Below are 12,953 nucleotides of genomic sequence, written 5' to 3' on the forward strand. Positions count from 1 at the left end.
TGCTATAACTAATTAAGCTGACTGGGAACCGTCACGGTGATCGACCGCGGAGGACGCGCATGCCGGAGCAGGAGTACGAGACCGTACGAGCCGAAGTGGCGGACCGCATTCTCACCGTCACGCTCAACCGGCCGGAGAAGCTGAACGCCTTCAGCCCGCAGATGATGCGGAACCTCATCGACGTACTGGACTCCGCCGACGCCGACGACGACGTACGCGTGATCGTCGTGACCGGCGCCGGGCGGGGCTTCTGTGCGGGCGCCGACGTCAGCTCCGGCGGCGGCTCCTTCGACCACCGCAGGGCAGGTGCCTGGCACCGTGACACGGGCGGTCAGGTGGCCCTGCGGCTGTTCTCCTGCACCAAGCCGGTGATCGCCGCGATCAACGGCCCGGCGGCGGGCGTGGGGGCGAGCATGACGCTGCCGATGGACATCCGGCTGGCGTCCGCCTCCGCGAAGTTCGGCTTCGTCTTCGCGCGCCGCGGCATCGTGCCGGAGTCCGCCGCGAGCTGGTTCCTGCCGCGGGCCGTGGGCATGCAGCGGGCCATGGAATGGGTGGCCACGGGCCGCGTCTTCGGCCCCGACGAGGCTCTGGCGGCCGGGCTCGTCCGCTCCGTCCACCCGCCGGAGGAACTGCTCCCGGCGGCGTACGAACTCGCCCGTGAGATCGCCCGGAACACCTCGGCGGTCTCGGTCGCCCTGTCCCGGCAGATGATGTGGCGCATGCTCGGCGAGCCCCACCCCATGACCGCGCACCGGCTCGACTCGCGGATCATGAGCCAGATCGGCGGCGGCCCGGACCCCACGGAGGGCATCGAGTCCTTTCTCGCCAAGCGCCCGCCGGAGTTTCCCGGACGGGTCAGCAAGGACATGCCGCCGGTCTATCCGTGGTGGCAGGACGAGGAGTTCCGCCCCTTCGGGGAGCGGGGAGGGGAGAACGTATGACGGACTTCGACTACATCGTCGTGGGCGCGGGCTCCGCGGGCTGCGTACTCGCGAACCGCCTCTCCGAGAACCCGAGAACCACCGTGCTGCTGATCGAGGCCGGAGGCAGGGACTCCAGCCCGCTGATCAAGATGCCCAAGGGCTTCGGCAAGCTGCTCGGAGACCCCCGGTTCACCTGGCACTACCCCGTCGAGCCGGTGGGCCCGAGCCGTCGCGTCGAGCAGTGGGCCCGGGGCAAGGCGCTCGGCGGATCGAGCTCCGTCAACGGCATGGTCTACAACCGCGGTGACCGCGCCGACTACGACGAACTGGAGCGGCTCGGCAACCCCGGCTGGGGCTGGAACACGATGCTGCCCGTCTTCAAGCGCATCGAGAACAACGAACTCGGCGCCTCCGACGCCCGAGGAGCCGACGGACCGCTGCACATCTCCACCGCCCCGGAGCGGGAACCGCTCTGCGAGGAGGCCATCGCGTCCGGAACCGGGCTCGGCTGGAGACGTACGGACGACCTCAACGCGAGCGACGACGAGCGCATCGGCTACGCCATGGCCACCATCAAGAAGGGGCAGCGGTTCAGCGCCGCGCGCGCCTTCCTGCACCCGGCCGAGGACCGTACGAACCTGACGGTGGCCGTGGACACCCAGGTCACCAAGGTCCTGATCGAGAACGGCAGGGCCGTCGGCGTACGCACCCGGCACAAGGGCCAGGAGACCGACACCCGCGCCCGGCGCGAGGTGATCCTCTCCGCGGGCAGCATCGCCACGCCGAAGATCCTGCAGCTGTCGGGCATCGGCCCGGCCGAGACGCTGAAGGCGGCGGGCGTCGACGTCCTGGTCGACAGCCCGCACGTGGGCGGCAGACTGCGCGAACACCGCTGTTTCGTCGTTCAGTACCGGCTGGCGGACAATCTCGGCTACAACAAGGCGCTCAGCAGTCCGCTGCGGCAGGCCCTCTCCGGGGTGAAGTACATGACGCGGCGCCGGGGACCGCTGGCCGCACCGGCCTTCGACGTGATCGCCTTCTTCAAGACGCGACCCGAACTGCCGCGCCCCGACGCACAGTTGCTGATCGCACCCGTCTCCCTGGCGCCGGAGGTCCCCGGCAAGGAGACCGAAGTCGAGTCCGAGCCCGGGGTGATGGGCCTCGGGTACATCCTGCGGCCCACCGCCGAGGGAGGCCTGCACATCACCTCGGACGACCCCGAGGCGCCGCTCACCATCACACCGAACTACTACGGGTCCGAGCACGACCGCACGGTGGGCACCGCTCTCTTCCGCAGAATGCGGGAGCTCTTCGAGGCCGAGCCGATCGCCGGCCGGATCGAGTCGGAAACCCTGCCGGGGCCGGGTGTACGGGACGACCAGGAGATCATCGACGCCGGGCTCGAGCACGGCCGTTGCGGCTACCACGCCGTGGGCACGTGCGCGATGGGGCCGGCCGAGGACGACGTCGTCGACGCACAACTGCGCGTGCGCGGTGTGGAGGCACTGCGCGTCGTCGACTGCTCGGTGATGCCGACCATGGTGTCCGGCAATCTCAACGGACCGGTCATGGCCATGGCCTGGCGGGCGTCCGACTTCATCCTCGACCGTGGCTGACGTCCGGGGCCGAAAAGAGCACGCATCCGACGGACCGGACACCGGAGATATGGCCGAAACATTGTCGTAGCCTCCCCGAAGTGTTACGGTCCCGACGGCGACCATTCAGTTGAATGCGCTACATCATTCATCGCCCCGGACGGTGACCATGAGCGATGATCTGCACGAGTCTCTTCAAGCTGTCGACTGGGGCGTCGCCACCGCCGACAGTGTCGCGGCACCGCAGCCCCCGCCGCACGCCGGTGGCCACTTCCGGCAGTGGACCGACGACATCCAGCAGGTGGTCGGAGCGACCGCGACCACCTACAGGGCGGTCGCGGGATGGCCGCAGCTCCAGCCCGAGGGCCCCGGAGTCTGGGACCGGGCGGCCCTCGACCGCTGCGACCGTACGCTCGACTCCCTGCTCGCACAGGGACTCAGGCCCGGCCTCACCCTGCTCAACCTCGCGCTGCCGCCGTGGCTGGAGACTTCCGGAGGCTGGCTGGCCCGCGGCACCGCGCAGTACTTCGCCGAGTACGCCGCCGAGATGGGCCGCCGCTTCGGCGACCGGGTCACCCGCTGGGTCACGTCGACGGATCTGGCGCGGCCCTCGCTCGCGGATCGCGTGGCCGGAATGTACTGTGCCGACCGCCGCGCCGGCATGGCGGGCATGCCCGCGGTCCACCATGTGCTGCTCGCCAACGGGCTCGCGTGCCAGGCGCTGAGAGCCGTCGGTGTGAGCGGCCGGGTCGGGACCACGGTCACGCTTGTCGGCGGACACGCGGCCACCGACGACCCGTACGACCGCCTCGCCGTGGAACGTCTGGAGAGCTGGACCAACCGCCTCTTCCTCGACCCGCTGCTCCTCGGCGAGCACATGGTCACCGAGGACGACGTCTCGCCGGTCGAGTCGACCGGCTGCGTACGCCCGGGCGACCTGGAGACCATCGCCACCGCACAGGACCTGCTGGGCCTTTCCTGGCACTCGCCCTTCCGGGTCACGGCACCCGAGAACCTCGCCAGGGTACTTCCGGCCATGAACCGCTTCCGTGCCCTCAACGAGGTGAACCGGCTGCTCGTGGACCTCGGATTCGCGGTGATCCCCTTCGAGGACGTGCAGACGACGGCGTACGGCTGGCCCATCGTCCCCGAGGCGCTCGCCGACGCCGTCGCGGGCCTGCACGACCTGTACGGAGAGCTGCTGCCGCCCCTGTCCATCGTCGACCACGGCATGGGCGACATGGATCTGGTCGACGACCAGGGACGCTGCGACGAGACCCGGCGTCGGACCCTGCTGCGGGCCAGGCTCTCCTGGCTGGCCGGCGTGATCTCCTGGGGCGTCGACGTGCACGGCTACGAGTACTGGTCGGTGCTCGACGACCTGGAGGCGAAGTTCCGCTACAGCCGCCTCTACGCCATGGCGGTACCGGACCACGAACTTCCGCCGCAGCCGCCGATCCCCGCGGACTGGGTGCGCACCGAGGCATTCGGCAAGGCGGCCGGGGCCTGCCGGCACCCGGCCGGTCTCGCCCTGGTGCCGTCCGCCGCCGGCCGCGCTCAGAGCGTCGTGGCCCCGTAGTCCTTGCCGCGGATCAGCCGCACGGGGGTGTAGACGAGCACCTCCTCGTCGCGCTGGTTGCGCACGGTGATCCGGCTGGTCACCACGCCGCGGCCGGGCTTGCTCGACGGCCGCGAGTCCGTGGTCTCCACGACGGCGTACAGCGTGTCCCCGACGTACACCGGCCTCCGTACGGTCAGTTCCATGTGCATGAAGGCCAGACCGGTGCCGTGCAGCACGTTCGTCTGCAGGACAAGACCCTCGGCGATGCAGTACGTCAGCGCGCCCGGAACCAGCCGCCCGCTGTAGCCGCCGTCGGCGGCGTGCGAGGCGTCCCAGAAGAGCGGCTCGTTGAAGCCGCCCCAGGTGATGAAGTTGACCAGATCGGTCTCGGTGATCGTGCGGCGCGCGGTGCGGAAGATCTGGCCCGCGGGCATCTCCTCGTACGTCATCCCCTTGACCAGCGGCGGGATTTCGGTGCTGTTGTATTCCGACGTCATCGCGGGCTCCTCGTCTGTCACAGGTCGAGCGGGTGCTTGGTGCTCACGCCCTCGAAGTCCGGGGCGCGCTTCTCCCGGTGGGCGCTGAGACCCTCCGTGACCTCGTGCCCTCCGAACCCGAAGAACTCGAGGCCGAGCGAGGCCTCGAAGATCGGCTGGGCCGTGCGGTACCAGTGGTTCAGGGACCGCTTCGTCCAGCTGATGGCACTGGTGGACCCGGCGGCAAGAGTCGTCGCGATGCGCAGGCCCTCGGCGTGCACCTGCTCGTCGTCCACGCACTTGGAGACCAGACCGATGCGTTCGGCCTCGGCGCCCGTGAGCGCCTCGCAGGTCAGCAGGTAGTACTTGGCCTTGGCCATACCGCACAGCAGCGGCCAGCAGATCGCCGCGTGGTCACCGGCCGCCACCCCGAGCCTGGTGTGCCCGTCGACGATCCTCGCCTTGCGTCCGGCCACGGAGATGTCGGCCAGCATGCCGATGACCAGACCCGCGCCCACCGCCGGACCGTGGATCGCGGAGACCACCGGCTTGGAGCAGTTGATCACTCCGTACACCATGTCCCGGGCCTCCCGCATCACCCGGGCGCGCACCTGGTAGTCCTCGGTCATGGCCTCGATGGAGTCGAAGGTCCCGCCCGCCGAGAAGGCCTTGCCCGCGCCCTGGACCAGCACCGCGCGGGTCTGCTCGTCCCGGTCGATCACCGGCCAGATGTCGGCCAGTTCTCCGTGCATCCGCGGATCGACCGCGTTGAGGTTCGGGGCGTCCAGCACGATGCGGAGCACGCCGGGCGCCGGCCGCTCGAAGGTCAGGCTCGTGAACTGGTCGTAGCGGTCGGTCACATCGCGCTCCTGGTTCATTCAGTGTGGATACTATAATTATCTAACTGTATCGTGGCCGGGTAGCACGTGGGCAACACCAGGGAGCGAGCAACATCGGGGACGGGAAGGCCGCCATGGATCTCACCTTCAGCGAGGAGCAGGACGAGCTGCGCAAGGTCGTCCGCTCCTTCCTCGCCAGACACTCCACCGAGGCCGACGTACGCCGCCTGGCCGCCGACCCGAAGGGCTACGACCCGGCCGTATGGCGTCGGATGGCCGGGGAACTCGGGCTCCAGGGGCTCGCCGTCCCCGAGGAGTACGGCGGTTCGGGCTTCGGTTACGCCGAACTCGGCATCGTCTTCGAGGAGACGGGCCGCGCACTGCTCTGCGGCCCCTACTTCGCCACCGTGGCCCTGGCTGCCGAGGCGCTGCTGCGCTGCGACGACGAAGCGGCCCGCCACGACTACCTGCCGGGCATCGCCTCCGGCGACACCGTGGCCACCCTCGCGCTGACCGAGGCGGACGGCCGCTGGGACGAGCCGGGCATCGGGCTCATCTCCCATGAAGCGCAAGGGAGTTGGCGGCTTACCGGTGTCAAGACGTACGTCCCCGACGGCCACCTCGCCGATCTGCTGCTCGTCGCCGCCTGTACGCCCTCCGGCGTCAGCCTCTTCGCCGTGCAGGGCGACGCACCCGGCGTCACCCACACAGCCCTGCCCGTCCTGGACCAGACGCGCCGGCAGGCCCAGGTGGAGTTCGCCGCCACTCCCGCCCGGCTGCTGGGCACCGAGGGCGCGGCCTGGCCGGCGATCGAGCGCACTCTTGCCACCGCCTCCGTACTCCTGGCCGCCGAGCAGGTCGGCGGAGCGGCCGCCGCGCTGGACGCGGCCGTGGCGTACGCCAAGATCCGCGTCCAGTACGGACGGGCGATCGGCTCGTTCCAGGGGATCAAGCACAAGTGCGCCGACATGCTGGTCGAGATCGAGTCGGCCCGCTCGGCGGCGTACGGCGGGCTGTGGGCGCTGGACGCGGGGGACGAGGCGGAGATCGCGGTGGCCGCGGCCCTCGCCCAGGCCTTCTGCTCGGAGGCGTTCACCAAGGTCGCGGGCGAGAACATCCAGGTGCACGGTGGGATCGGCTTCACCTGGGAGCACCCCGCGCACCTCTACCTCAAGCGGGCCAAGAGCTCAGAGGTACTGCTGGGCACGCCGTCCTACCACCGGGAACTGCTCGCCGCCCGGCTCGGCATCTGAACCCACGCGATCGGAACCCACGCGATCTGAAGCGGAAGAGAGCACGCAATGGAGCTGGACTTCGGGCCCGCGGTACGCGACTTCCGGGATGAGCTGCGCGACTGGCTGGCGGAGCATCTCGTGGGCGAGTTCGCCGCACACCGGGGCGTGGGCGGCCCCACCGACGGGGCGGCCTGGGAGGTCCGCCTCGCCTGGGACCGCGAGCTGTCCGCCGGGAACTGGCTGGGCATCAGCTGGCCGCGCGAGTACGGCGGACGCGGGCTCGGCCTGCTTGAGGAGATCGTCTTCGAGTACGAGTACGCGCGGGCCAACGCCCCGTACCGAGCGACCGGCAACGCCCTCGACCTGCTCGGCCCGATGCTGCTCGCCATGGGCAGCGAGGAGCAGAAGAAGCGCTTCCTGCCGCCGATCCTGGCGGTCGAGGAGCTGTGGGGGCAGGGCTTCAGCGAACCGGGCGCCGGATCCGACCTCGCGTCGGTGCGCACGCGGGCCGAGCGGGACGGCGACAACTGGGTGGTGAACGGGCAGAAGGTGTGGACCTCCTTCGGGATCCACGCCGACTGGCTGTACGTCCTCGTCCGCACCGACCCCGACTCCCAGCGGCACAAAGGCTTGACCATGCTGCTCCTCCCCGCCGACCAGCCGGGCGTCGACATCCGGTCCATCCGCAACCTGGCGGGCCAGGACGAGTTCGCCGAGGTGTTCCTCTCCGACGCCCGCACCGGCGCGGACATGGTGGTGGGCGAGGTCGGCCAGGGCTGGCGCACGGCGATGGGCACCCTCGGCATCGAACGGGGCACCACGCTCCTGCCTCAGCAACTGTCCTTCGAGCGGGAGGCCGACGCGCTGATCGAGCTGGCGCGCGAACGCGGTGCCTTGCACGACCCCATGCTGCGCCGCCGGATCGTGGACGCCTGGATCTCCGTACGCATCATGCGCACCACCAACATGCGGACCGTCGCCGAGCTGATCGCGGGCCGTACACCCGGAGCGCAGGCCACCACGGCCAAGCTGTACGCCTCGACGCGGCACCAGCAACTAGGCCATCTCGCCACGGAGTTGGCCGGGCCTGCCGGACAGATCATCGGCGAGGACTACGAACTCGACACCCGGCAGCGCTCGTTCCTTCTGTCGCTCGCCGAGACCATCTACGGCGGCTCCAGCGAGATCCAGCGCAACATCATCGGCGAACAACTCCTCGGCCTGCCCAAGGACCCACGGCCATGAGCACAACGGACAGCCGCTCGCTCGGGGACCGCTCCCTCGAGGACCGCATCGACCGCGTCGAATCGCAGCTCGCCATCCAGCAGTTGCCGATCCGCTACGCCCTCGCCGTGGACGCCCGTGACCTCGACGCCTGGGTCGGCTGCTTCCGCCCCGACGTCGACATGGGCCGCCACGGCCGGGGGCGTCAGGTCCTACGCGACCACATCGAGCCCCAGCTGCACGGCTTTCGCCGCTCCGTCCACCAGATCTGCGGCCACCGCATCGAGTTCACCGGCCGCGACACCGCGACCGGCGCGGTCTACTGCCGCGCCGAGCACGAGGTCGGGGAGCGGTGGATTGTGATGGCGATCTGCTACTGGGACGCGTACGCACGGGTGGACGGCGAGTGGTACTTCTCCCGCCGCCGTGAACAGCACTGGTACGCGGCTGATGTCACCGAGCGGCCGCAGTCGGTGGACTTCAGGGGCTGGGAGGGTGCCGGAAATCCGGCGCTGCCGGACGCCTTTCCCTCGTGGGCACCTTTCTGGAAGGACTGGAGGGAGACGTGATGGAGCGACGCGCACGGCTGGCCGGGAAGGTGGCCCTGGTCACCGGAGGGGGACAGGGAGTGGGGCGCGGTATCGCCCTCGCGCTGGCCGCCGAGGGTGCGGCGGTGGTGATCACGGGCCGTACGGAGAGCAAGCTCAAGGACACGGCCGCCGAGATCGCCGGGCGAGGCGGGCGGGCGCACACCGTGGCCGGGGACGTGGGTGAGCGTGACGACGTCGACCGCATGGTGGCGGAGACGGTACGGGAGTTCGGCACGCTGGACGTCCTCGTCAACAACGCCCAGTCGTCCGTGCAGCGCAAGCTGGAGAAGACGTCGTACGACGATGTCGAACTCACCTACCGCAGCGGTCCGTTGGCCACCTTCCACGCGATGCAGGCCGCCCTGCCACATCTGAAGGAGAGCCGGGGCAGCGTGGTCAACCTGGGTTCCTCCGCCGCGGTGCAGGGAGATTCGACCTTCGGGGCGTACGCGATGGCCAAGGAGGCGATCCGCGGGCTGAGCCGGGTGGCCGCGCGGGAGTGGGGCGCGTACGGGATCCGGGTCAACGTCGTCTGCCCGGCCGCGCTGAGCCCGGCCGCGGAGGACTACCTCGCCGCCCACCCGGAGAAGGCCGGACCGCTGTTCGCCGGCATCCCCCTGGGCCGGCTCGGCGATCCCGAGGCGGACATCGGCCGGGCCGTGGCCGCGCTGGTCAGCGACGACATGGCCTATCTGACCGGCGAGACGCTGATGCTGGAGGGCGGCAGGACGCTGATCGGCTGACGCGCCAGCGCATCCGCTGGGGGCCGGTATTGAAGCTGTGGGTTCGTTGTGGCTGGTCGCGCCCCGCGGCGGAGCCGCATATCGACACAGCCCCGCGCCCCTAAAGGGCGCGGTACCGCACGGGACTTCACCAAGGACCCGAAACGCGGCCTGGGACGCCTCGCCCCGTCGTATCGTGGCAGCGCCGCCCCTACGGGCGCCGCCCTACGGCACCGCCTCTGCGCCACTGATCCACCCCGTCCCAGCCGGCCCCACGCCCCGAGCGGAGACGTCCATGGATGCAGCGTTGACGAGCCCGTCCGACCACACTTCCGGCCAGACATCCGGCCGCACTTCCGGTCGCGAAGACACCGGTCCCGATACGGCGCCTTTCCCTCAGGCCCTCATCGATGCCTTCCGCGCGCAGCCGGACCTGCCCGCCTTCGAGTACCGGGGCCGCCCCGTCCCACGAGGCGAGGTGCTGGAGCTGATCGGCCGGTGCGCCGACGGGCTGCGGGCGGCCGGGCTCGGACCGGGGCGGTCCGTCGCCGTGGCCACGGACGTGACGCCCGAGGGTTTCGCACTGCTCATCGCGGCGTATCTCGTGGGCTGCCGGGTGACCGGTCTGCGGCCTCGAATGACCCCGGCCCATCTGGCGTACGTACTCTCCGACGGCATCGACGCCGTCGTGGCCGACGAGACCGGCGCGGACCCGGAGCTGCTGAAAGCGGCGGGCGACCTTCAGGTGCTGCGGCTGGGACCGGATCTCCTCGACGCCCACCCGGCGCCCACGGGGGAGCTGATCGCCCAGGGGCGTCCCGGCGACATCGCCATGGTGACGCTGACCAGTGGCAGCACGGGACGGCCCAAGGGCTGCACGCACACCTACGCGTCGCTCGGCCTCAACTGGGCCTGGCAGCCCACGCGTTGGAGCGACCGGACCGCGCGGCTCGCGGCCGGATACGAGCGGTTCCTGGTCTTCGGCACCCTGACCAGCATGGTGATCTTCGAGCACCTCGGGCTGTGTCTGCTGGGCGGCGGCACCGCTGTCATCCCTGAGCTGCCGCTCGCCTTCCCGCAGGTCTTCGAGCGCCACCGGATCACCGCGAGCGTGATGACCGTTCCCCGGCTGTACCACGTGCTGGACGTCCTGCGCACCGACCGGACCGAGACCGGCAGCCTGCGCGCCCTGATCGTCGCCGGTTCCCCGCTCGCCCCGCACCGGCTCGCGGAGGCGACCCGGCGGCTGGGCCCCGTGGTCCACCAGGGGTACGGGCAGACGGAGGCCGGGATGATCAGCCTCCTCACTCCGGACGACATGGCCGAGTGGTCCGACGAGGTGTACGACTCCGTGGGCCGCGCGTGGTCCGGCGTGGAGATCGATGTCCGTGACCCCGAACTGCGACCGGTGCCGGTCGGAACGACGGGTGAGATATGGGTGCGCACCGAGTCCGCGATGTCGGGCTACTGGAAGGACGAGGAGCAGACCGCGGAGGTTCTGCGGGAAGGCTGGGTACGCACCCGCGACGTCGGACACCTGGACGACCACGGCTTCCTGCGGCTGACCGGCCGGGCCCGTGACGTGATCATCATCAACGCGGTCCTGTACTACGCCGGGGCGATCGAACGCGCGCTGGCGGCCCATCCCGACGTCGGCGAGGCATACGTCGTCGCCGCGCCGGACGAGGCCACCGGCGAGGCCGCGCACGCCTTCGTCGTCCCGGCCGAGGGCCGCGAGGGCCGCGAGCCGGATCTCGCCGCCCTGCGCGCGCTCGTCGCCGCGGAGTTGGGCGAGGCCTGCGTCCCCGCCACGATCACCGTGGTGACACAGGTGCCCCTGGCGCCGAGCGGCAAGCCGAACAAGCGCGCGCTGCTGTCCCAGCTGCCTGGCCCCGAGCCGGCCCCCTGAGGAGCGTCACCCCCTGAGAAGCGTCACACGACGCCCCGCGCCCGCAGCTCCACGAGCTGATCCTCCGTCACCCCGGCCAGTCGGCCCAGGACTTCGGTGGTGTGCTCGCCCAGCGAGGGCGGCGGGGCGTAGCCCTCGACGGGCGTTCCCGTGAGCCTGATGGGGCTGGCGAGGAGTGGCAGCCGCCCGGCCACCGGGTCCTCGACCTCCAGCAGCATCTCCCGGTGCTGGATCTGGGGGTCGGCGAAGACCTCGGGCAGTTCGTTGATCGGGCCGGCCGGGACGTCGTGCGCGTCGAACGCGGCCAGCCACTCGTCCCGCGTCCTGGTCCGCAGGATCGTCTCCAGTACGGGCACGATCTCGTCCCGGTGGGTGATGCGGGCGGCGGTCGTGGCGAACCGCGGATCCTGGAGCAGGTCGGTGTGGTCCACCGCCGCGCAGAAGGCCGCGAACTGCTTGTCGTTGCCGGCCACGACGAAGATGGGCTTGTCCGCGCACTCGAACGCCTGCGACGGGATCCCGCCGTAGCCGCCGTTGCCCCGGCGCCGCGGGACCTCGCCGGAGACCAGGTAGTTCATCGCGAAGTGCGAGAGCGTGGCGAGCCCGCAGTCCAGCAGGGAAAGATCGATGAACTGGCCCTCGCCGGTGGCGTCCCGGTGCCGCAGGGCCGCCAGGATCGCGGTGGACGCGTACAGCCCGGTGAGGATGTCGACCATGCTGATGCCGACCTTCATCGGCTCGTGAGGATGCCCCGAGACGCTCATCATCCCGGACATGGCCTGGAAGATGCCGTCGTAGCCGGGGCGCTGGGCGTAGGGGCCACTCTGGCCGAAGCCGGTGACGGAGAGATAGACCAGCCGGGGGTTGAGCGCCCGCAGGCTCTCCTGGTCGAGGCCGTACTTCGCCAGGGTGCCCGCGCGGTAGTTCTCGACGACGACGTCCGACCGTGCGGCCAGCGCGCGGATCAGCTCCTGCCCCTCGGCGGTGGCGTGGTTGACGGTGACCGACTTCTTGTTGCGGTTGCAGGCGAGGAAGAACGCCGCGGTGTCCGTCGGCTCGCCGTCCTGGTCGGTGAGGAACGGGGGCCCGTACGTCCGTGAGTCGTCGCCGACTCCGGGGCGCTCGATTTTGATCACCTCCGCGCCCAGGTCGGCGAGCGTCTGGGTGGCGAGCGGTGCCGCGAGGATACGGGACAGATCGAGGACGCGGATCCCGGCCAGAGCGGTCGACGGCATCAAGAGCCTCCCGTTCAAGGTGAATGAGTTATATAAATAATACATCTGTTGGGGTCGTCGTGACCCTCATGATTGCTCCAACTAACCAAATCATGTAACTATATGGTCCCTGGGCTGAGGAGCCGAGACTGGAAGGTGCGCGGATGACCGTCACAGCGAGGACCCTCACCGACCAGGAACAACGCGAGCGCCGCGAGTGGTTCCGGACCCGCTGGGAACGTGGGGTCAAGTTCAACCGCAGCGCCGGCATGCGCGTACTGCGCTGGGACCCGGACGGCATCGAGATGACCCTGCCCTACGCCGAAACGCTGTCGGCCCACGAAGGCGTCTTCCACGGCGGAGTCGTCTCGGCGCTCATCGACGCCGCGGGCTCGGGAGCCGTGATCGCCGGCCACGACTTCACCAAGGGCAGCATGCTCAGCACCGTGTCCATGTCGGTGCAGTACCTCTCGCCCGCGCGGGGCCAGGAGGCCATCGCGTACGCGCGCTGCGTGAGACGAGGCCATCGGCTGCACTTCGCCGAGGTCGACGTACGCATGCCGGACGGCCGGGTCTGCGCCCGGGGCCAGGTCGTGGTGAGCATCTCCGGGGAGCGGCCCGGCGTCGGCGACCCCGTCGAACCCTTTTCCGAGGAGTGACAC

General features: G+C 70.3%; 12 protein-coding genes. 9 read left to right on the top strand and 3 right to left on the bottom strand.

The window, feature by feature from the left end; genetic code table 11:
* Positions 1–59: 59 nt before the first annotated feature.
* The 3 genes from G5C60_RS19755 (at position 60) to G5C60_RS19765 (ending at position 4,100) form a co-directional block, all read left to right on the top strand.
* Entirely contained in the window at positions 60–944 is an 885-nt protein-coding gene (locus tag G5C60_RS19755) for a crotonase/enoyl-CoA hydratase family protein (RefSeq protein WP_165261080.1), read from the top strand.
* Complete coding sequence (locus tag G5C60_RS19760) at positions 941–2,542, top strand: GMC family oxidoreductase (RefSeq protein WP_165261082.1); 1,602 nt, start codon at positions 941–943, stop codon at positions 2,540–2,542. The genes G5C60_RS19755 and G5C60_RS19760 overlap by 4 nt, the downstream gene beginning before the upstream one ends.
* 148 nt (positions 2,543–2,690) lie before the next feature.
* On the top strand, positions 2,691–4,100 hold the full coding sequence (locus tag G5C60_RS19765; protein WP_165261084.1) for a family 1 glycosylhydrolase: 1,410 nt from the start codon (positions 2,691–2,693) through the stop codon (positions 4,098–4,100).
* Here the strand turns inward: G5C60_RS19765 and G5C60_RS19770 are convergent.
* Together G5C60_RS19770 and G5C60_RS19775 are read right to left on the bottom strand one after the other, a co-directional pair.
* On the bottom strand, positions 4,079–4,579 hold the full coding sequence (locus G5C60_RS19770) for a MaoC family dehydratase (protein WP_165261086.1): 501 nt from the start codon (positions 4,577–4,579) through the stop codon (positions 4,079–4,081). The genes G5C60_RS19765 and G5C60_RS19770 overlap by 22 nt on opposite strands.
* 17 nt (positions 4,580–4,596) lie before the next feature.
* Positions 4,597–5,436: an enoyl-CoA hydratase/isomerase family protein gene (locus tag G5C60_RS19775; RefSeq protein WP_206439728.1), complete on the bottom strand. Its 840-nt coding sequence runs from the start codon at positions 5,434–5,436 to the stop codon at positions 4,597–4,599.
* Between the two features lie 95 nt (positions 5,437–5,531).
* Between G5C60_RS19775 and G5C60_RS19780 the strand changes: the two genes are divergently transcribed.
* The 5 genes from G5C60_RS19780 to G5C60_RS19800 all read left to right on the top strand — a co-directional run bounded on the left by G5C60_RS19780 (position 5,532) and on the right by G5C60_RS19800 (position 11,077).
* Positions 5,532–6,650 carry an acyl-CoA dehydrogenase family protein gene (locus G5C60_RS19780; RefSeq protein WP_165261088.1) on the top strand — a complete coding sequence of 373 codons (1,119 nt, stop codon included), beginning with the start codon at positions 5,532–5,534 and terminating at the stop codon, positions 6,648–6,650.
* 48 nt (positions 6,651–6,698) lie between these two features.
* A complete protein-coding gene (locus tag G5C60_RS19785; protein ID WP_165261090.1) occupies positions 6,699–7,877 on the top strand; it encodes an acyl-CoA dehydrogenase family protein in 1,179 nt (392 codons plus the stop codon).
* Positions 7,874–8,425 (top strand): nuclear transport factor 2 family protein, encoded by a 552-nt coding sequence (locus G5C60_RS19790; RefSeq protein WP_165261092.1) that lies wholly within the window; start codon positions 7,874–7,876, stop codon positions 8,423–8,425. The genes G5C60_RS19785 and G5C60_RS19790 overlap by 4 nt, the downstream gene beginning before the upstream one ends.
* Entirely contained in the window at positions 8,425–9,189 is a 765-nt protein-coding gene (locus G5C60_RS19795) for an SDR family NAD(P)-dependent oxidoreductase (RefSeq protein ID WP_165261094.1), read from the top strand. The genes G5C60_RS19790 and G5C60_RS19795 overlap by 1 nt, the downstream gene beginning before the upstream one ends.
* A 274-nt stretch (positions 9,190–9,463) precedes the next feature.
* Entirely contained in the window at positions 9,464–11,077 is a 1,614-nt protein-coding gene (locus G5C60_RS19800; protein WP_206439729.1) for a class I adenylate-forming enzyme family protein, read from the top strand.
* 23 nt (positions 11,078–11,100) lie between these two features.
* Here G5C60_RS19800 and G5C60_RS19805 read toward each other — a convergent pair whose 3' ends face one another.
* On the bottom strand, positions 11,101–12,312 hold the full coding sequence (locus G5C60_RS19805) for a CaiB/BaiF CoA transferase family protein (RefSeq protein ID WP_165261096.1): 1,212 nt from the start codon (positions 12,310–12,312) through the stop codon (positions 11,101–11,103).
* 143 nt (positions 12,313–12,455) lie between these two features.
* Here G5C60_RS19805 and G5C60_RS19810 point away from each other — a divergent pair, with 143 nt between their 5' ends.
* Positions 12,456–12,950, top strand: a complete 495-nt coding sequence (locus tag G5C60_RS19810) for a PaaI family thioesterase (protein WP_165261098.1) — start codon at positions 12,456–12,458, stop codon at positions 12,948–12,950.
* Positions 12,951–12,953 lie beyond the last annotated feature (3 nt).

This window comes from Streptomyces scabichelini, assembly GCF_011045015.1.
GTDB lineage: Bacteria > Actinomycetota > Actinomycetes > Streptomycetales > Streptomycetaceae > Streptomyces > Streptomyces scabichelini.

Bases quoted from the DNA above. Each gene is read 5' to 3' on its own strand.
- G5C60_RS19755 (WP_165261080.1), top strand. From the start codon at position 60: ATGCCGGAGCAGGAGTACGAGACCGTACGAGCCGAAGTGGCGGACCGC.
- G5C60_RS19760 (WP_165261082.1), top strand. From the start codon at position 941: ATGACGGACTTCGACTACATCGTCGTGGGCGCGGGCTCCGCGGGCTGC.
- G5C60_RS19765 (WP_165261084.1), top strand. From the start codon at position 2,691: ATGAGCGATGATCTGCACGAGTCTCTTCAAGCTGTCGACTGGGGCGTC.
- G5C60_RS19770 (WP_165261086.1), bottom strand. From the start codon at position 4,579: ATGACGTCGGAATACAACAGCACCGAAATCCCGCCGCTGGTCAAGGGG.
- G5C60_RS19775 (WP_206439728.1), bottom strand. From the start codon at position 5,436: ATGAACCAGGAGCGCGATGTGACCGACCGCTACGACCAGTTCACGAGC.
- G5C60_RS19780 (WP_165261088.1), top strand. From the start codon at position 5,532: ATGGATCTCACCTTCAGCGAGGAGCAGGACGAGCTGCGCAAGGTCGTC.
- G5C60_RS19785 (WP_165261090.1), top strand. From the start codon at position 6,699: ATGGAGCTGGACTTCGGGCCCGCGGTACGCGACTTCCGGGATGAGCTG.
- G5C60_RS19790 (WP_165261092.1), top strand. From the start codon at position 7,874: ATGAGCACAACGGACAGCCGCTCGCTCGGGGACCGCTCCCTCGAGGAC.
- G5C60_RS19795 (WP_165261094.1), top strand. From the start codon at position 8,425: ATGGAGCGACGCGCACGGCTGGCCGGGAAGGTGGCCCTGGTCACCGGA.
- G5C60_RS19800 (WP_206439729.1), top strand. From the start codon at position 9,464: ATGGATGCAGCGTTGACGAGCCCGTCCGACCACACTTCCGGCCAGACA.
- G5C60_RS19805 (WP_165261096.1), bottom strand. From the start codon at position 12,312: ATGCCGTCGACCGCTCTGGCCGGGATCCGCGTCCTCGATCTGTCCCGT.
- G5C60_RS19810 (WP_165261098.1), top strand. From the start codon at position 12,456: ATGACCGTCACAGCGAGGACCCTCACCGACCAGGAACAACGCGAGCGC.